Raw genomic sequence first — 18828 nt, 5'->3', positions numbered from 1 at the left:
CTCCTCCATGTGATGTGGCTTGATCGTCAGCTGAGACAGGACAGCCCCGGCATTTGTGACAAGATCCGGTTACCGGCTCCGTTTCAGCCACGTACCGTCCAGATGGCGACGGCGACCAGCGCGACGCAGGCGGTCGCGATCATCGCGACCACGGCGGCCACCCCGATCCACGGCGCCGCGAGCGGCGACGACACGACGGCGCCGACGCACCCCGCCACGGCGGTGCGCGGCATGACGGAGTCCGCGTCGAGCAGCGCGTGCACCGCCCGGAGCAGGACGAGATACACCCCGACCGGGATGGCGACCGCGTAACCGAGCGCCATCGGCGAGGCCGCCACCTGTTGCCCGCTCTGCTCCACCGCCACCTCGAGCCCGGCTCCGAGGGCCGCCAGCGCGGCGAAGACGCCGAAGTGGCCGTACCCCCACCAGTACGACCGACGGCGCCGGTCGCTGAGCCCCTCCCCCGCCTCGACCAGGAAGTACAACCACCACAAGGCGAACAGCAGGACGAGACCTGATCCGGCGATGACGACGAGGGGACCCGCTTCGAGCGCCCCTTCAACCCCTCTGCTCGCCGCCAGGACACTCTCGCCCAGCAGGATGATCGTGAACAGGCCGTAGCGCTCGGCGATGTGATGCGGGTGCCAGGTGGTCGCCCTGACCCGCTCCGCCCACCTTGGCACCGCCAGCTCCAGGACGACCAGGCAGGCGAAGAACGGCAGTCGGAGTGACGCCGGCAGGAGGCCCGCCTCCACGAGGGCGAGCCGGAGCAGCCAGCCCGACTCGGCCAGGGCTATGCCCGCGGCGTAGCGGAGCCCCGTACGGCGGCTCGCCGGGTCCTCGAACGCGGCCCTCAGCCATTGGGCGACGAGCCCGACCCGCATGATGAGGTACCCCAGCGTGATGATCCCGAGGTCGGCGTGGCCGACCGCGGCGGGCACCCCGGCGGCGAGGACCAGCACGCCCGCCATCTGCACCATGGTCAGCAGCCGGTAGGGGACGTCGTCGGTGTCGTAGGACGAGGCGAACCAGGTGAAGTTCATCCACGCCCACCAGATCGCGAAGAACACCTGGAGGAACGGGACCAGTCCGGTCAGGGCATGACCTTCGGCGATGGCGTGCGCGAACTGCGCCGTGACGGCCGCGACCGCGACCACGAAGGTGAGGTCGAAGAGGAGTTCGAGCTGGCTCGACGCGCGATGCGGCTCGTCGACGGGCCGTGAGCTCATCCTGACCCGGATCCGGATGGTGGTCATGGTCGAGGGCACGCTCACGCTCCTGTCGCTCTTTCGGCGTCCGGTTCACCCAAAAGACCGGACGGCGTCGTGATCTGTGACAGATCGCCGCGACAGCGATCGAACTCAGCGGGCGATGTCGGCGGCGAGCACTTCTTCCAGCTCGGCGAGGTCGCCGGACTGGGCGGCGGCGACGAACGTCCGTACGAGGCGCCGGTGCGCGGTGGTGCTCACCTGGTGGCGTCGCTCGGTGGCGAGGTGGTTGCGGGCGCGTCGCAGGAGTTGCCGCGCATGGTCTTCGCCAAGGTGGAGGAGCTCGGAGATCTGGCGGTAGGGGTAGTCGAAGGCCGTGCGCAGGAGATAGACGGCTCGTTCGGCGGGTGTCAGCCTCTCCAGCAGCAGCCGGATCGCAGTGTCGACCGCCTCTCGTCGTTCGGCTGCCGTCTCGGGCCCGGCGGAGAGGTCCGCCGTCTCGGGGAGCCAGGGGCCGGCGGAGGTCTCTCGGCGCCTGCGGGCGGACTGGGCGACATTGATGGCGAGCCTCGTGGTGGTCAGCGCGAGGAACGCCGGCGGGCTGATGACGACCGACCGATCGGCACGGGCCCAACGCAGCCACGTCTCCTGCACCACGTCCTCGGCTTCGCCCACGTCCTGCAGGACGCGCAGACCGATCGTGAGAAGCCGGGGCGCGGCGCTGACGAACGCCGAATCGTCTCCGTCCCAATGTGTGATCGACCGGTCATGGATCTGCTCTGCGTGGTCTTCGTACGACTCCAACAGGCTCATGGTCACGATGGCGGCTCCGTTCGACAGCTGGCATCCGGTGATGCCACTGCGATCACGGTCGCTGCTCGGGCTGCTCCATCGCGCCCTGGGAACACCGTGGTCGGTACCCTGGCCCGCACCGTGGCGGGCGTCGGGGCAGCGGAGGCGCTTCGGACAGTGGGATGCTCCGCGACCACCCGGCTCACCCTGCGGCCGGTGTCACCAGCAGATTGCTGGGCTTAATGGCAGAACGGTAGGTTACGTGTCCATCTAGGATGTAGCGCCGGTTTCTCCCCATGTTCGGCAGTCATGGGGCAACGAACAGATGATCGTCGGGGGCGGTGCCATGGCAAGCAGAGGTCCCGGGTCGCAACTTCGCGGGCGGCAGCTCGAGTGCGAGACGCTGGATCAGCTCGTGGCGACGGTGCAGGACGGCCACAGCTCGGTCCTGGTTCTGCGCGGCGAGGCCGGCATCGGCAAGACGGCGCTGCTGGAGTACGCGCGGGACAGCGCGTCCGGCTGCCGGATCATCAGAGCGACCGGCGTGGAATCCGAGATGGAGCTGGCCTTCGGCGGGCTGCATCAGCTGTGCTCCCCGTTCCTGGAGCATCTGGGTCGCCTGCCGGGCCCGCAACACGACGCGCTCGGGACGGCGTTCGGCCTGAGCGCGGGAACTCCTCCGGACCGCTTCCTGGTCGGGCTCGCGGTGCTCAGCCTGCTCGCCGACGTGGCCGAGAAAGGGCCGCTGGTCTGCCTCGTCGATGACGCGCAGTGGCTCGACCAGGTCTCCGCGCAGACCCTCGCCTTCGTCGCGCGGCGCCTGCTCGCGGAGCCGATCGGGCTGGTGTTCGCGGTGCGCGAGCACCACCTCGGACAGGAGCTGAAAGGGCTGCCCCAGCTCGACGTGGGACGGTTGAGCGACAGCGACGCCCGCGCCCTGCTGGACTCCGTGACTCCTGGACGACTCGACGAGCAGGTCCGGGACCGGATCGTCGTCGAGACGCAGGGAAACCCGCTGGCCCTGCTCGAACTGCCCCGGGGGCTGGCGCCGGCGGAGCTGGCGGGTGGATTCGGGCGGCCCGACGCGCGACCGCTGGCCAGTCAGATCGAGCAGGGCTTCCTGCGGCGGGTCCGGTCGTTGCCGGCCGAGACACAGCGGCTGCTGCTCATCGCGGCGGCCGAACCGGTCGGGGATGTGACCCTGCTGACTCGCGCGGCGGAGTTGCTGGGCATCGAAGTGTCCGCCGCGTCGCCGGCCGAGGCGGCGGGGCTGATCGCCATCGGTACGCGGGTGCGTTTCCGCCATCCCCTCATGCGATCGGCGGCCTACCGCGTCGCGTCCCCGCAGGACCGGCAGGACGTCCACCGCGCGCTGGCCGACGCGACCGATCCCCAAGCGGACCCCGATCGCCGGGCGTGGCACCTCGCCAACGCGACGGCCGGCCCCGACGAGACGGTGGCCGCCGAGTTGGAGCGCTCGGCCGATCGGGCGCAGGCGCGCGGCGGAGTCGCCGCGGCGGCGGCGTTCCACGAGCGGGCAGCCGAGCTGACCCCCGATCCCGCGCGCCGCGGCGCCAGGGCCTTGGCGGCGGCACGGGCCAAATACCAGGCCGGCGGGTACGACGCCGCGCTCGAACTGCTGGACGCGGCCGAACTCAGCACTCTGGACGAACGCGAACTCGCCCAGGCCGGCCTGCTGCGCGGTCAGATCGCGTTCGCCTCCAGGAGCGCCGGTTCCGCCTTCCCACTGCTGCTCAGAGCCGGTGAGCGCCTGGCGCCGCTGGACGCCGGGCTGGCCCGCGAGACCTACCGCGACACGTTGAACGCGGCCATGAACGCGGGCCGGCTGCCGAGCGGCGCCCAGGTGGTGGACATCGCCGAGGCGCTGCTCGCCGCACCGCCGGGGCCGCCGCCGGAGCGCAACGACCTGCTCCTGAACGGCGTGGGCGTGGCGCTCACAGAGGGTTCCGCCGCGGGCGTGCCGATGGTGCTGCGGGCCCTGGAGTTCTTCCGCGCCGAAGGGGTCTCCAGGGAACAGGGCCTTGGCTGGCTGCCGTTCGCGTCCCGGATGGCCCATAACGTCTGGGACTTCGACAGTTGGTCGGTGCTCTCCGCGAGACTGGTCGATCTGGCACGCGAGGCGGGTGCACTGTCGGTGCTGCCCTCAGCCCTCCACATGCTCGTGTCGAACAGGGTCCTCGCCGGTGAGTTCGCCCTGGCCGACGCGCTGGTCGCCGAGGCGGTGACGATCGGCGAGGTGACAGGCAGCCGCTACCTGGCCCAGTACGCGGCCCTGATACTCGAGCCGTGGAGAGGACGAGAGGCCGCGACACGTCAGGTGAGCGCAGCGATCATGCGGGACACGGCCATTCAGGGGGAAGGCAAGGTGGTGACCGCCACCCAATGGGCGAGCGCGGTGCTCTGCAACGGCCTCGGCCGGTACGAGGAGGCGTACGTCGCCGCCGAACGAGCCTTCGAGCACCCGCAGGAGCTCGGCGGGACGGCCATCAGGTCCACGGTCGAACTCGTCGAGGCCGCCGTCCGGAGCGGGAGGCCCGCTCGGGCGGCCGAAGTCGCCTGGCGACTCGACGAGATGGCCCGAGCCAGCGGCACCGACTGGGCCCTCGGGACCTCGGCGTGCGTACGGGCCCAGGTGAGCGACGGAGCGGACGCCGACGTTCTCTACCGCGAGGCGATCGAGCGGCTCGGCCGCACCGAGGTCCGGACGACGCTCGCCCGCACCCGGCTGCTCTACGGCGAGTGGCTGCGCCGGGAGAACCGCCGCCTCGACGCACGCGAGCAGCTGGGCATCGCATACGAGCTGCTCGGCGACATGGGGGCCGAGGCGTTCGCGGAACGCGCCCGGCGCGAGCTCCAGGCCACCGGTGAGACGGTACGCAAGCGCACCGTCGAGGCACGCGCCACTCTCACCGCCCAGGAGGCGCAGATAGCGCGCCTGGCCGGCGACGGGCTGACGAACCCCGAGATCGGCGCTCAGCTCTTCATCAGCCCGCACACCGTCGAATGGCACCTGCGCAAGGTCTTCGCGAAGCTCGGCATCACGTCACGCAAGCAGATCCGCACCACGCTGCTCGAAGGCGCGGCGCTCACGGCCTGAGGATCCGCGGCCCGCCGTCGTCCGCGAGCGGGATGGTGATGTGACGAGCGTCATGTCACGAGCGGCCTCCCGCACTTTGTCTCTGTAACGACGGTCCATGAGTCACCGCCGGGCCAACGGCGCGATGGTCGTCGATTCGAGAGACGATGCGGGAGAAGAGATGTTCATCAAGAAGAGGTTGTTCATCGCGGCCGTGTCGCTGATCGCCTCTGCCGGTGCAATGACGGCGCCGGCTTCGGCCGACGACGGCGGCGCCTCGATCAGCTCCTGGGGCTTCCCCGGTGAGGGATCCGACTGGCAGCCGGTGACCTACGCCGGCGGGCAGATCACCAGCAGGTCCACTCCGGGAGAAGCGCGCGACAACCGCGGCAACATCCTGCACGCCTGGCGCGGCGCGGACAACGACTCCATCTGGATCTCGTTGAACAACGGGCCCGCGTACTCGCTGCCCAACGCGCAGACATGGACGCCTCCGCGGGTGATCTGGACGGACGACGGGGGGCGCGGCAACTTCCGGATCTTCCACACCGGCACCGAGGGCCACGTCTACCAGCACCGCGTCCAGCTCAGCCCGAGCTACCAGCTACCCGCCACCCTGCCCAACTGGACCAGGATCCCCAACGACACGCGCACCACCGACACCGAGCCCGTGGCGGCTGCCGCGCTCCCCGGCAACTCCTTCATGCTCGCCTGGAACAGCCAGTCCACCGACGACATCTGGACGATGTACTACAACGGCGACACCGGTACCTACAGCTCGCCCAGCGTCGTGCCGGGCGCGCGGAGCAAGGACGCGCCGGGACTGGCCGCCCAGGTGGGCACCAACGCCGACCCCGCTCCCTGGAACCAGGTCGTGCTCGCCTTCACGGGCACCGACAACTACGTGTACATGTCGCGGCAGCGGTACGGGACCGGCAACTGGACGAATCCGTTCCGGGTCTATGCGACAGGCACCCCGGGCTACACGAGGAACGGCCCGTCCGTCGCGCTCTCCCGAAGCGGCTACGGCGTCATCACCATCACCGAGGACCGTGACAACACCATCGGCAGTTACATGATCTCGCGCGACGGTGGGTGGAGCGGCTACTACGAGGAGAACAGCTTCGCGCTCTCCCCCGGCAGAACCCCGCTGGCCGTGGTGGCCGGTACCGATCTCTACTACGTCATCAACGGTTCGGCCAGCGGCAAGAGCGGCGTGCTGTGGAAGAAGGTCTACGACTTCGCGGCGATGCCCACGCCGTCGGCCCCGCAGTGGTGAAGCCGGCGAACGCGCGGCTGGACGACGTCATCGTCCCCGACGCCGGCTCCCGACGTCCGCGTCCTTCTCGGAGAGATCACGTGAGAATGGTCCGACCAGCGGCGGCCATGGTGTCCGTCCTGCTGCTCTCGTTATCGTCGCCGGGCATCACCCAGGCGGCGTGGGGGGCGTCCGCCTCCCCGGCGTCCGTGACCGCACCTGCCACGGCGGAGGACCCGCCGTCGGCCGGGCCTGGAGCGTCCGGCCCTGACCTGAGTCACACCAACCGCACAGCCCCGCCGGCCGGTCTGCCGGACTGGTCACGCGCCGGGTACCGAGGCGGCCAGGAGCTGCCTGAGGGCGATACGGAACTGACCGACGACGCCTCCTGCCGTATCTCGCCGGAAGAGCTCGCCTCCTCCTACGGGGTGACGGCGGACGACGGGACCGACGACACCGCCGGACTGCAGAAGGCGATCGACCACATCAAGAGCGACTGCTCGCCGAGCGCCAACTTCAACCGGCTCTCGCTCATCGAGCTGCCGGCAGGCCGGATCGACATCACCCGGCAGATCTACGTAGATGCCGGATTTCTGATCGTACGGGGCAAGGGCTCCGGCGACGGCGGCACCCGGCTGGTGTTCAGGCCCGGCCTCCAGACCCGCTACGACCAGGTGATCAACGGCCGGTGGGACCAGGAGAGCATGACCGCCGGCACCGCCCCCGACATCGGCAACGGTGGCTGGATCTGGCCGGGGCGCGGCATGTTCCGGGTCCAGACCCGGGAGGTGGCGACCCGGTACAAGGACGACTGGGAGCTGGCCTCCAGCCTGCCCATGCGCAAGGACCTCTACGAGGGCAGCGTCAACCAGCACTGGACCTCCGGCTTCAAGGTGGCCGCCGCGGCCGATGACCCGGGCTTCTCGGCACGAGCGGGAGGCACGGTCGTGCGGCTGGACGCGAAAGCCGACATGACCAAGTTCAGGCCGGGCCGCTATGTCTGGGTGGGCGCGGCCAACAGCAGGAAGTTCTACGCGCAGCAGGGCATCACCGATCAGAGCATGATCGAGGCGCTCCACATGCGGCAGGAGATGTTCCGGCTCAGCCGCATGGACGCCACGGCCAAGACGATCACGCTGGATCGGCCGCTGGAGTGGGACCTGCCGGTCAACTCCGAATCGGACGGCTCCGAACCGCTGAACGGCAACGGCACCCCGTACGCCAGCAAGGTCACGCCGCTGAAGGTGGTCGAGGGTGTCGGGTTCGAGGACTTCGCCTTCACCCAGGACATGAACGGCCTGCCGAAGATCGGCGGCCAGGAGACGTACTCGCTGACTCCCGAGCAGGCCGTGCACAACTACGGCAACATGGCACCCGAGTACGCCATGCACGGCATCGTGTTCAAGTGGGCGGCCAACAGTTGGGCGCGCGGGCTGAAAGCCACGATGACCGGCTCACACCCGATCGTCACCGAGGTGGCGCGCAACCTGCAGATCGAGCGCAACAGCTTCGACGGCGCCTGGAACAAGGGCAAGGGCGGCAACGGCTACCTGCGTGGCAGCCGCGTGTGGGACTCGCTGTGGGCGCACAACCTCAGCCGCAACCTGCGCCACTTCACCTTCCAGTGGTCGGCCAGCGGCAACGTCGCCTTCCGCAACGACCTCGACTCCGACCTGAACCTGCACGGCGGCTGGGAGCACGACAACCTGTTCGAGCAGAACACGGTGCGAGTCCCCTATGAGCACCGCTCGGCCAACTGCTCGGCCAACTGTGGCGGTGAGGGCGGCGAGATCGATGCGGGCACCTGGTATCCGATCTGGTGGGCGGCCGGGCCCAAGGCGGGCAAGTGGGCCGGCTCCTCTGGGCCGCAGAACGTCTTCTACGACAACACGCTGAGCAAGCAGACCACCGCCGGCGGGCCGTTCGAGCCGTACAGGCCGTACGGCGCCCAGGCCGGCACCGCCTTCCAGTTCGGATCGGACGACTCCGACCCACGCGCGTTCCTGCCCCTGAGCCAGAACGGGCAGGCGATCACGGACTGGACCGGACGGGAGACCCTGAACTACCAGGGCAACGGAGTGGCCGCCCTCGACGTGGGACACCGGCACTCGCTGTTCCTCCGCGACACCGGCGGCGAGCTTCCCCCACGTGACCCGAAGCTCGTCGAGATCAAGGCGGCCACCTGGAACATGGCCGGCGCGTCCTCGCAACAACAGGGCGACAGGTACGCGACCGCGCTGCCCGCTTTGCACACCCGGGAGAGTCCTCCCAGGGAGAACGACATCCTGGCCCTGCAGGAGACCGGCTATCCCGCCGACCGGCACTATTGGGGCAAAGACACGATCGCGCAGACCGACTATGTCAAAAGGATGCGCGACGGCAGCACGAACGCGCCTCCCGTCGAGGAGATCTGGCTCAGCCGAACCAGTGGAGGCCGCGGCGGAGGTTACCTCTACTGGCTGAACACGAACGTCGACACCGGTTCCGGCAACCCGGAGAAGATCAATCTGGCCGTCTGGACGCGGAGAAGTGTCCAGAGGGACGAGATATTCGTCGTCCCCGGAGCGACCCGGAACGGCGTTCACGAGGGCAAGTCCCGTCCCGCGCTCGGCGTCGACTATTGCGGGGTCGTCTACTTCACCTGGCACGGGGCCGCAGCAGGCGGCACGGACAACGTCACGATGCTGAGGAACATCAGGAGTCATATGCAGACCGCCGGCCCGAACGGGCAACCGCTGCCCTGGGTGGTCCTCGGCGACTTCAATATGGAGGTTTATGGGCAGACAGGATTGTTGACCGCCCTCGGCGACGACTCCCGTCAGTTCGACGTACTGCCCTCGAGCGGGCCCACCCGGCCCGTCACGGGACGCACCATCGACTACGCCGTCACCCAGAACGGCGTCACCCCGGCGCTCTACAGGGGGTACGGGTTCGGGACGCCGATGACCGACTTCGAAATGTCGGACCACCTTCCCGTCGAATACGACTTCTCCTATCTCACCGAGGACCAGCGGTGCACGACGTCCCAACCGGCGCGTCAGGCGAAGGCCGTTCCGCGAACAACGCAGAATCTCAGAAGCGCCTCCAGCACCCGCTCTCCCTACCCTTCGGGTTCGGGGACGCAGCCCGGCAGCAGCCGCCTCAAGACCAAAATATTCGCCCGGTCCGAGCAGAGCGCGCACAATTTCCGGTTCCTGGCCGCCGGTGACGACCCGGGACACTATCGCGTGCTGCACAGCTTCACGCGTACCTATCTGGGCCAGGAATTCGGACTCGCCGACGCGCCGGTGATTCTCCAGGGCTCCGACGAGGGCGACTCCCAGCTGTGGCGATTGCTCGACATGGGAGACGGCACCTGGATATTGCTGAACAAGGCCACCGGCCAGGCGTTGACCGCCCTGGACCGCGCTGACGGCGAAGAACTGGTGGGTCGTGACCTCGTCGACGAATTCGATCCCGACCAACGCTGGTTCCTCCAGGACGCCGAGAACGAGGCGCTGGACGTCGATGAGATCGTCACCGGCGCGGGATCGGCCATGACCGTAAAGGACTCCGATCCGGAACCGGGCACGCCGGTGGCGCTCGAACCCGACAGCGACGATTCCGAAGAAGAATTCATGCCCATATACGCCGACAAGACCGAGGATTATTACTGCTACTACCTCGTCCACAAGGGACTGTATGTCAATTCAACGGCCACCAACCCCGCGGTCGGCGACGGCAACCTGCTCACGCTGAACGAATTCCGTCCCAATGACGGCGGCTACATGTTCTGCACCCCGCCGGCCGACAGGCACGCCTCGCAACTGACGGCGGTGGGCCAGTACGACGCGCAGGGCCGCTTCCTCAACCTCGGCACTGTCGGCCCAGGTCTGCTGGCGCTGAGCGCGTCCTACGGGCTCACCTGGACCTGGAAAGCCATCGCAAGCTGACCGCCGGCGGCGTTCTACCGGCGGCATCGCGCCTGCCGATCACCACACCAGATCACGACCCATGACGAACGCCTTCGCCGGGCCGCGGAAACGGCCCCCGCCGGTGCCGTACGCGCGCCCCGGCGAAGGCCCGGCATCTTCGTTTCTCGCCATGCCCTGGCGCGGGAGCGTGATCACAACGAGCAGTCCCGCTCCCGGTGCTCGTCGAGCGCGGCGGGCGGTTCGCCGCGCGAGCCCTGACCCGGGACCCGGGTTCGGCGCGGGCCAGCCATCCTCGCCGACGCCTTAGAGGCTCCACCCGCAGGTCAGGGGCAGGGAAGGCGGACGAGTCGGCCTGTAGGCCGGGAAGAAGTTGATGGCTTGGAGAGCTGTTCGGCCCGTTCCGTCCCCGTGGTGTCTTCCCTGGTAGATGGGGCAACCGGTGTTCGGGCCGTTCCGGTCCGGTGCCCTCCGTTTCGTCCCCTTCTGTTGACGCGTTGGTGACGCGTTGAGCTAGAGAAGCCGCAGTAAGCAACGCAGTCCCCCAGCCGTCGGGCTAGAGGGCTTCCACAACATCAAAGTCCCGGCGAGTGCTGGTAACACTCCCGGGACATGGCACCTGGATTAGAGGTCCTAAGTGCGTACGCATCGTACCCCGCAGCACACCCGCTTCACGATCCTGCCGAACGCCGCATTGCAGTGCCGTTCGCTGTCGATCCTCGCCCGTGGCCTGCTGGCCTACCTCCTGTCGCTGCCCTCCGGAGCGCCCCAGTCCATCGAGACACTGGCCGCAGAAAACCCCGAGGGTAAGACCGCTATCGCCCGCGCTCAGCGAGAGCTGATCGCAGCCGGGTATGTGCGCATCGTTCGCGAACGCGTCGAGCGAGGCCGGTTCACCACCACCGTGCACGTGTACGACACTCCGCAGTCTTCCCAGGTCGCACCGATGTCCGACACCCCGGACATCGGCGAGCCGAACACCGGTGCCCCGCAGTGCGGGCCGACGGACAGTAACCCCAAGGGGTTTAAAGAAGGGAAGAAAGAAACCCTCCCCCCCTCCCCCCGGATGGCAGCGACCACGGGCGAGCCTGCGACGGCTTCTAAGGGCACCGAAGGGACGGAGGGGGAATCTTCCATCGACGAAAGGCAAACCCTTGTCTGCGTCGATCTGGTCGCCCGGCTCGGACGTGATGAGCCCCGACTGGCTCTCGGGCAGCGTGAGACGCCGAAGGTCGTGCCCCTGGTCGCCGAATGGCTCGCCCGTGGCGCCACTGAGATGCACATCCGACGTGTCCTCACCGACAGGCTTCCCGCTGAGGTTCGCTCCCCCGTCGGCCTGATCGTTCACCGGCTCACGGACAAGATGCCACCTGTTCCCGCCCCTAAGGCGGCACCTGTGCACGCTGCTGAATGTCCCGAGTGTGCCCGGCCTGTCGCCCGGCCTGGTGTGTGCTCCCTCTGTGTCGCCCAGGGCGACAGGAAGCCCGGCCCTGTCGCCGACGTGGCCCGTCACGTGGCCATGGCCCGTGAGCTGCTGACCGCCCGTCGCCCCGCCGCAGTCGCGGCGTAGAGCCGAACCCCAGACAACCCGTGTACACGTCTCCTACTGGCATGCCCGCGCCAGCAAAAGCACCAAAGGAAACCACCGTGAGCGTTACGAGCATCCTGCCCGCGAGGATTGAGCGCGAAAAGGGCATCGCCGTCGCGGTCGGCCTGCTGGCCGCCCTCTGCCCCAACATCATCGGGCAATGGCACCTCGCGGTAGCGATCGGCTGGAACCCCTACCTTGCCGCCGCCCTGCCCGTCGCCAGCGAGCTATATGCCGCCATGGCGGCCCGCGTATGGGCTGCAACCCCCAAGCACTACCGAGCACAGAAGAAAGCCGCAGCGTGGAACATGGCGGTCGGCATCCTCCTGAGCTTCGCTCTCAACGGCCTAGCCGAAGCCGTCGCATTCGGCGCGATCCAGGTAGCTCTCTGGCTTGTCCTGGTCGTGGCCGCAGTTCCCACGCTCTGTGTCGCGGTTCTGCTCCACATGGCCATGTCTGGCACGGTCGAGCAGGAAGACGAGACAGGGGCCGTGTACACGTCCCCAGCTGACGAGCCGGTTGCCGACAAGCCCCCTGCGCTTCCCCCGGCGATCGAAGTGCCCCAGGAAGACAAGCCGGTAAAGCCGCGTGGAACCGTCCGAGTGAGCCCGGCGAACATCGCAAAGGCCCGCGACTTCCTTGAGCGGTCGGCCGACCCTGCCAAGATCACCGGGACCGACCTTGAGACCGTGTTGCCCCGACTCGGCGCACGTAGCCGCCGGGAAGCACTGGACAAAGCCCGCGCCGATATGGCGGCTCACAGACCCGTACAGGACGCGCTAGAGCTGATCCCGGCTCTTGTCTGACACAGTCCCGGCTATGCCCCCGCTACAGCGGGGGCTTTCTACGCCTGGCCCTATTCGCTGCCCTGGTCGCCCTGGTCGATCTCGGCCGGTGGCCCGCCCGTCGCAGGGTCGGCAATAAACGTGCCTTTGCCTCGAATTGTGTAGATCTCCCCGGCGGCTTTCAGCTCGTCTATGACCCGCTCTGCTGTGCGCTTCGCTATCTCAAACTCTTCGGCCAGGCGGGGAGCGCCTGGCATGGGGTAGCCAGGCCGGTATTCACCATCTCGGATGCGACGGCGGATCTCGGCAAGTACTGCTTCCCATTTGAGCTGGTCAGGCCGGAAGTGAATCACAAACCTAGGCTAGGCAGCACCGGGTAGGCACCTCTTACCCCGGGTAACCCGGGATAAGAGTAGGCAGGATTAGGTAAGTGGCTTTACGCTGGAGCAATGCGACTCAGTGAGCAGGGATGGGTGATCTGGATCAACGGTGACCGTGGCCCGTGGTACGCCCGACGAGATAAGCCGACCAGCTTCACCGGTCGCCAGCTCGCCCAGGGGTTGGCCGTCACGCTCGTCGAAGACGACCTAGACGCGATCCGGGAAAAGATCGCAGCACAGAAAGCCCTAGAGGTGGAACTGGGGCTCAACGTGAGCGCTGCGCGGTGACCACGTTCGGGGGCCGTCGCCCCATGGATTGCGCGGACTGGTCGCCCCACTGGTGTGGGCGTGCCTCCTGCGTCGCCTCCTGCGACGACTTCCCCTGTGGGCTATGCCATCCGGCTCCACTGCCGTGGAGCGTGGTCCGTGCACGGGCCGACGCGGAGCTAGGCATCACCAGGCCCCCGGCCTGGTATCAGCGCGCGTCGGCTCTCGACGCCCTCTAGCCGCCCCCGGCAGTAGTGACGGTTCAACCCGACGCCGTTCGGGCTCGCTGATTCCGGGCAGGATTACGAGCCTACTGCCGGGGGCTTCACAGCCCCGTACAACGACGAAAACCCCCCGCCGGGCCACTGGCCCGGCGGGGGGTTTCGGTTACAGCGGGTGCCCGCCGGCACTCTGTCATCGCAGGTAGAGGCGTTGCGCCGATTTCGCCATTCGTCACATTGGGTGACGTTGGCAGGGTCGGTAAAGGCCCTCGCACGGTAGAAGCCTTTTCCACTATGGGGGCATGAGGGCTTCTTGGGTGCCCTGAGCAGGGATTTAGCTATCGCCGGGACGCAACGGACAATCCCTCGTAGACTGGCCGGGCGTGATGGCTAAGAGAGTGCCTGGCAAGGACCGGGATTCCCGAAGCTGAGAACTGCTGATGCGGTAGCGAGGGGTGAAAGCTCTCGCACTTATAAGCGGCGAGCGCAGGAACATGTATCTCTGCCTAGGGCGTACGTGTTTTCCCTCTGGATACCTTGTTTTACCCTAGTAAGGAAAGGGGCGGAGATGACTAAGTCTCTGAACCTGGGTAAGGCGTAACGAGCCGTGGGGGCTGCGATCGCAGGAGCGGTCAGCGGCCCCTGGAGTTTGGTTCTCCCCGTAGCCGTAGTCATGATCGTGGCGTTCCTAGGTGTCTTTCGCTTAATTGCGAAGGGCGACGTTCACAAAGTGTCTGCGGTTACCTTGAAGAACCGGCTTCTTGGCGAGATCACGCTGACCTACCGCACTGAGGAAAGTGCGGCGAAGGCGGAGGACGAGCCAGGCGGGGGGGTGGATATGGCGCCCTAGCGACCCGCGTGGAGTAGATGGTGCCTTAAGCTGAGAAGACGCGAGTGAGCGGATTCCTGAAGCGTTAAGAGGACGCGGCCCCTCCCCAATACAGGGGAGGGGCTTTTGGATGGGGCAGGAATCAGTTATGGCCAGAAATTCAACTGGCTAAATCCCGCGTTCCCGCACGTCAACCGCCCTAACTCTATGTAATTAGAAAAAGCCCAGTCATGTACAGATTGCGATGAACACCCCCTCCACAGTTCCCTATTTACGTGATCATGGGGGTACCCCCACCCTGGTTGTCACACGCTGTGACTGGTGCCGTGTACACGTACCGGTGTGTTGCCTGTCGGCACTGGACCCCGTGACCCAACCCCACTCACGGGCACCCACACCCACACCCACACCACCTGTCTCTCTCACCAGTCGTACAGACGTGGCTCTGTGTGCTTCGTAGGGCTTTGTGGAGCATGGTCGAGGCGAGCCGGGCAAGGGTCCGGCGAGTCTGGTGAAACAAGTAAGGCCCCCGCCGTAGCGGGGGCCTTAGCTGGTTGTGACTACTTACGCAGCCCAATCCACTGTTGCCTTAACGAGAGCCTTCGGCTCAGTCACCACAGCGCCAGCGACGTGTAGTCCGCGAACGATGTTGGAGAACCTAGCGGGGTGGCGAATCGTCTCCATATCCTCGATCTGGGACGCGTACGTGGTAGCGAGAGGGTGACCCGCGTACAGCTCAGCCTTAAAAGTCCCGCCGACGGTCTTCGGCAGATGGGTCGTCAACTGGACAACGAACCCTGCGATAGACCCAATCACGCCGTTCTGAATGGGGTTGGCGTTTCCGTAGTTGGCGGCAGAGCTGAAGGCCGCGCACTTCATTAGCGCTTCCTTCACCGCAGGAGAAACGACCAGGTATCGCCCTTCCTGTGGCACATCATTGTCATCCAGCATGCGGCCAAGCGTGAGAATCCCTGCGAAAATCGCATCACCAGGGTTACCGGTGCTCGCGTCAATCGGTCCGCTTAGGGCAGTCGCAGCAGCATCAATCTTGTTGCCAACATAGGTGTCAGCCTCTCGGACAAGGCCAATGCTTGCCTGAGTGATGGCCTGGTCTAGAAGCGCTCCCGCAGCCTGTACCGCCGTAATGTCATCAACCGCGAAGTTAAACGCCTTCGCGTGCTCGATCGGGAGCTTGATCGGCTCAGTCTCCAGATCGGAGAGATTCATATCAACGCCGGTGTAGCTCTCGATCACCGGCTCTTTAAGTCGGTTAATGACGACGGCAGAGCCCCGCCTCACGTCACCTTCATAATCCCTGTTCGTGCAGATGGGGCTAGAGAAAACATACCTAGCGCTTAGGTCAATATCTAGGGCCGCCGCCCATATTTCGGGAATGAAGCTATCGACATTGGTCTCGAAAATCGACAAGGTGAATCCTTTCTTAAGTGTGTTAGGCCGCTTGTAGGTACGGCCCGTATTCACCGTGATCGGTCACGGCGATAGTGCCCTTTGCAAGGGCGCGCTTGTAAGCGTTAGAGACTTCGTCGTCTATGAAACTGCTATCGTCTGAGCTTCTATAGATCGGCTCAACTGAGCACCCGCACGACGGGTGAATCGGTAGCAGGTCTTCCCTGCTGTACGTGTTCGTTGCAGCTACCACGCATAGCGCACAATGGTTGTTGCGATCAGACAAGGTCCGCTTATAGCCAACGATCGAATCATCGGCTTGCATCACAGTGTGAGCTGTATTGCGCGAGGCTAGCTGTAGGTCCGCTGCGACGGACTTCCCTAGCCTGTGAGCTTCTAAGCTGACTGCCTGGCCGATTGGTTTCCCGTCGCTTAGGTCGGTCCACAGACGATGAAAGGGCCGTGTGTAGACCTCTTCTAGCTCAACACCGTTTCCCCTTCCGGGGATATCTTCCAGCCTGACGGGGGCTGTTCCGCTGCCGGTGGCGATCCTTGAAGCCTTATTGAGGTAGTCGGCCATTAGCAATACCTCTTGCCGTTGACCTGACCGAATGACGGGGACGGCTGCGTTAGTGAAGCGAGGCACATCCCGATCGCGCCAACTGCCTAGGTTCCGCCACAGCGTCAACACTCGTTTGAGTGTGGAAGTCCTAAGCCGAGAACGCGCGACCAGTAACGCACGTTGCTCTCCTGCCAGGGTTGGCACGTATTATTTGTAATCGCAGGTAAAGCCGGTCACGGTGCCGTCCGCGTCGCGGTCGAATACTTCGAGGTTGGCGACCAGGTGGTCAATCTTCCCCTCTCGGTAGAAGCGCTCGAACACGTCAGGGGCAAGGTCGTTGATGTCGTCAAAGGTGATCGTGGTGTCAGGGGTGCTCATAGGGTTCTTCTCTCTGATGAATGTGTGCTGGATCTGGACGTACGAAAGGGGCCGCCGCGAGTATCCGACAACTCGCGACGACCCCTCGGGATCATTCAACCCATGAAAGGAATACTTGAGTGACCAACTCAAGCAACCTGTTAGTCGTGTCAGACTAACAAGCCAATGATGAGAACCTATCTGGGGGTGAAACCCCACTCCATTTGCAGCCGCTGCAAGCGGACGCCGGGGTTAGCCTCTAGCCACTCCTGGAAAACCATGCTCTCGACTTCTTCGTATTCGCCATCGAACTCTTCCCCTCTGAGGTCTCGCCACCACTGAGGGAACCATGCCGACTCGGGTTCGATGTGCCATCCCCGCCGGACAGCGAATTCCAGGCATTCGGGAGAGCACGCGTGAGCACGACGCCGGTAGTGGTGCAAGTCCTTCACGTACCCGCAACCAGTACACCGGCCGTACGAAGGCCGGTCGCCCCACGTAACCTCTCGCCGGTACCGCATCGCCTTCCGCGATGCTTCCCGGCGCCGCGCCTGTCGGCACGCCTCACAAAGGCGTTTACGGCTCTTAGGCTTACGAGGGTAAGTAAAGGGCTGCGTGCATCGTTCGCACGCCGCCTCGACTATCTCAGCCCCTCCTGCGGGGGTCTGACTTCCAACGGGGTTCAACCAAACCCATCCTTAGTGCTGCCCGTCGGGCAGTGAGTTGATAGCTGTCGGGCGAAAGCCCGAGTAGTCAACGGAATCAAATTGGGCGCAAGCCCGCATAGCTAACGAGCTGGTCAACAAACAGGGGCAGCCGCCTAAGACGGCATGCCCCTAGTCGTCGGAGTGTTCTATGCGTAGTAGTCGATCCCCTTGGGGATCGGTACTAGTTGTCTTGCTTCGCCCGGTGAGGCTTTCGCCTCTCTGGGCTTCTACCTCTACGCTTCGCCCTTCGGGCTTCTTGCTTAGCTCTTCTACCTTTGTGCTTGAAGCTTTCCGCTTAGAGCTCCAAGCTTCACCCTTCGAGCTTTGTACTTACTACTTAGTGCCCTCTGTAGAGGGGTATGCAGGGGGTGAAAGTGCGTCACGCTGCATTGGGCCGTCGAGACTCATCGTCAAACCGGTTCGCTCGTCGAGGGGACGGCGGGGTTGTCGTGGGTTTGGGCACCGACCAGCCGTCATCTACTACCGGTGTGTCCTGCGACCAGTCCGGTTCCGGCTCGTCTGCCACCGCAAGGGTAGGTGTAGGCAGTGCCTTAGATTCCGGAATCGGAGCGCTCTTGCTCGTGTCGGCCACAGTCACCAGGTTGCCAACAACGGAATCAAGCAGGGGTGCGTAGATGGGATTTCCCTTCGCGTCTTCCTTGTCTTTAAGGGCGTCAGGGATCGACAGAGAGAGTTGTGCTGCCCTGCCAACCTGACCCCGCTGGGTCAGAAAGCCAAGCCTCAGCAACACTTTCAGCCCTTTGTGGAATCCGTGGTTACTGCTCTCGTATCCGAGATCCAGTGCCAGCCTCGTGATTCCGACGTTAGACTTCCCGCTCTTACCGTTGACGTATCTCACGATGCCGTAAGCAAACAGCAACCACCTTGGCGCAAATTCATCCCCAGACAGCAGGCCGTTTGCATGCTCGTCCCAGAGCATGCGCTCATACAACACTTTGGTGTCGTAGTTTCCACTGAGAATCCATCGAGGTTCGGGAGTCATACGGTAGCCTCCGGAACCCAGTAAGAGACGTACCCATACGTTTGCCCGTCTTCCTCTTCATCGGTAGCCATGTGGATGAGCGGCGTATAGGCCGGGGTGATCCCAACCATGCGAAGCGGGTCCATGAGGGCAGGAACGGGAAACCGCAAAGCGATCTCTACGCCATCCGGGTACGTTATCTCGGCCCGCCGAATGTCACCGTCGAGCTCCGTAACTTCCGTATTGAGAATCGAGAACGGGTTACTCGGTCCCATGGAATCTTTGATCATGGATATCTCTCCTACGCCGCTTTCTGTCCGCTGATCCAGTCTTGCAATGCCCTGGGATCACAACGAAGTTGCTGTCCGATCCGCACGAAGGGGATACCCCATTCACGCCATCGGTCGTATACGCGAGACTTGGGAACCCCCAAGTAGTCCGCTACCTGATCCACTGTCCAAAGGCGCTCGTTCATGA

14 protein-coding genes are annotated in these 18828 nt (G+C 65.3%); 6 read left to right on the top strand and 8 right to left on the bottom strand.

The features are described from left to right. Positions 1-83: 83 nt before the first annotated feature. Both ACFQVD_RS00900 and ACFQVD_RS00895 read right to left on the bottom strand, forming a co-directional pair. Complete coding sequence (locus ACFQVD_RS00900) at positions 84-1268, bottom strand: low temperature requirement protein A (RefSeq protein ID WP_343969406.1); 1185 nt, start codon at positions 1266-1268, stop codon at positions 84-86. 93 nt (positions 1269-1361) lie between these two features. Then, a complete protein-coding gene (locus ACFQVD_RS00895) occupies positions 1362-2021 on the bottom strand; it encodes a sigma-70 family RNA polymerase sigma factor (RefSeq protein ID WP_343969541.1) in 660 nt (219 codons plus the stop codon). 304 nt (positions 2022-2325) lie between these two features. On the opposite strand from ACFQVD_RS00895, the gene ACFQVD_RS00890 reads away from it, so the two are divergent. The 5 genes from ACFQVD_RS00890 to ACFQVD_RS00870 all read left to right on the top strand — a co-directional run bounded on the left by ACFQVD_RS00890 (position 2326) and on the right by ACFQVD_RS00870 (position 12660). Further along, on the top strand, positions 2326-5118 hold the full coding sequence (locus ACFQVD_RS00890; RefSeq protein WP_343969403.1) for an ATP-binding protein: 2793 nt from the start codon (positions 2326-2328) through the stop codon (positions 5116-5118). 160 nt (positions 5119-5278) lie between these two features. Next, positions 5279-6376 carry a hypothetical protein gene (locus tag ACFQVD_RS00885; protein ID WP_343969400.1) on the top strand — a complete coding sequence of 366 codons (1098 nt, stop codon included), beginning with the start codon at positions 5279-5281 and terminating at the stop codon, positions 6374-6376. Between the two features lie 86 nt (positions 6377-6462). Then, on the top strand, positions 6463-10287 hold the full coding sequence (locus ACFQVD_RS00880) for an endonuclease/exonuclease/phosphatase family protein (RefSeq protein ID WP_343969397.1): 3825 nt from the start codon (positions 6463-6465) through the stop codon (positions 10285-10287). A 616-nt stretch (positions 10288-10903) separates the two neighbouring features. Further along, positions 10904-11836 carry a hypothetical protein gene (locus ACFQVD_RS00875; protein ID WP_343969394.1) on the top strand — a complete coding sequence of 311 codons (933 nt, stop codon included), beginning with the start codon at positions 10904-10906 and terminating at the stop codon, positions 11834-11836. Positions 11837-11913: 77 nt separating this feature from the next. Then, complete coding sequence (locus ACFQVD_RS00870) at positions 11914-12660, top strand: hypothetical protein (protein ID WP_343969391.1); 747 nt, start codon at positions 11914-11916, stop codon at positions 12658-12660. A 50-nt stretch (positions 12661-12710) separates the two neighbouring features. Here ACFQVD_RS00870 and ACFQVD_RS00865 read toward each other — a convergent pair whose 3' ends face one another. Then, complete coding sequence (locus ACFQVD_RS00865) at positions 12711-12992, bottom strand: winged helix-turn-helix domain-containing protein (RefSeq protein ID WP_343969388.1); 282 nt, start codon at positions 12990-12992, stop codon at positions 12711-12713. 96 nt (positions 12993-13088) lie between these two features. On the opposite strand from ACFQVD_RS00865, the gene ACFQVD_RS00860 reads away from it, so the two are divergent. Then, the gene (locus ACFQVD_RS00860; RefSeq protein ID WP_343969385.1) at positions 13089-13307 is read left to right on the top strand and encodes a hypothetical protein; all 219 of its coding nucleotides are present in this window, start codon (positions 13089-13091) and stop codon (positions 13305-13307) included. 1593 nt (positions 13308-14900) lie between these two features. On the opposite strand, the gene ACFQVD_RS00855 is transcribed toward ACFQVD_RS00860, so the two are convergent. The 5 genes from ACFQVD_RS00855 to ACFQVD_RS00835 all read right to left on the bottom strand — a co-directional run bounded on the left by ACFQVD_RS00855 (position 14901) and on the right by ACFQVD_RS00835 (position 18826). Then, positions 14901-15764, bottom strand: a complete 864-nt coding sequence (locus tag ACFQVD_RS00855; RefSeq protein WP_343969382.1) for a phage capsid protein — start codon at positions 15762-15764, stop codon at positions 14901-14903. Positions 15765-16512: 748 nt separating this feature from the next. Then, positions 16513-16683, bottom strand: a complete 171-nt coding sequence (locus tag ACFQVD_RS00850) for a hypothetical protein (protein ID WP_343969379.1) — start codon at positions 16681-16683, stop codon at positions 16513-16515. A gap of 1065 nt (positions 16684-17748) precedes the next feature. Then, positions 17749-18309 carry a hypothetical protein gene (locus ACFQVD_RS00845; protein WP_343969376.1) on the bottom strand — a complete coding sequence of 187 codons (561 nt, stop codon included), beginning with the start codon at positions 18307-18309 and terminating at the stop codon, positions 17749-17751. A 59-nt stretch (positions 18310-18368) separates the two neighbouring features. Next, the gene (locus tag ACFQVD_RS00840; protein ID WP_343969373.1) at positions 18369-18641 is read right to left on the bottom strand and encodes a hypothetical protein; all 273 of its coding nucleotides are present in this window, start codon (positions 18639-18641) and stop codon (positions 18369-18371) included. An 11-nt stretch (positions 18642-18652) separates the two neighbouring features. Beyond that, positions 18653-18826, bottom strand: coding sequence for a helix-turn-helix domain-containing protein (locus ACFQVD_RS00835; RefSeq protein WP_386274131.1), 174 nt, complete (start codon positions 18824-18826; stop codon positions 18653-18655). Positions 18827-18828 lie beyond the last annotated feature (2 nt).

This window comes from Streptosporangium amethystogenes subsp. fukuiense, assembly GCF_042665875.1.
Lineage (GTDB): Bacteria > Actinomycetota > Actinomycetes > Streptosporangiales > Streptosporangiaceae > Streptosporangium > Streptosporangium fukuiense.
The sequence above is the reverse complement of the archived record's forward strand: the minus strand, read 5'-3'. Positions and strand labels throughout refer to the sequence as shown.

Bases quoted from the DNA above. Each gene is read 5' to 3' on its own strand.
- ACFQVD_RS00895 (WP_343969541.1), bottom strand. From the start codon at position 2,021: ATGAGCCTGTTGGAGTCGTACGAAGACCACGCAGAGCAGATCCATGAC.
- ACFQVD_RS00885 (WP_343969400.1), top strand. From the start codon at position 5,279: ATGTTCATCAAGAAGAGGTTGTTCATCGCGGCCGTGTCGCTGATCGCC.
- ACFQVD_RS00840 (WP_343969373.1), bottom strand. From the start codon at position 18,641: ATGATCAAAGATTCCATGGGACCGAGTAACCCGTTCTCGATTCTCAAT.
- ACFQVD_RS00835 (WP_386274131.1), bottom strand. From the start codon at position 18,826: ATGAACGAGCGCCTTTGGACAGTGGATCAGGTAGCGGACTACTTGGGG.
- ACFQVD_RS00890 (WP_343969403.1), top strand. From the start codon at position 2,326: ATGATCGTCGGGGGCGGTGCCATGGCAAGCAGAGGTCCCGGGTCGCAA.
- ACFQVD_RS00880 (WP_343969397.1), top strand. From the start codon at position 6,463: ATGGTCCGACCAGCGGCGGCCATGGTGTCCGTCCTGCTGCTCTCGTTA.
- ACFQVD_RS00845 (WP_343969376.1), bottom strand. From the start codon at position 18,309: ATGCTCTGGGACGAGCATGCAAACGGCCTGCTGTCTGGGGATGAATTT.
- ACFQVD_RS00860 (WP_343969385.1), top strand. From the start codon at position 13,089: ATGCGACTCAGTGAGCAGGGATGGGTGATCTGGATCAACGGTGACCGT.
- ACFQVD_RS00850 (WP_343969379.1), bottom strand. From the start codon at position 16,683: ATGAGCACCCCTGACACCACGATCACCTTTGACGACATCAACGACCTT.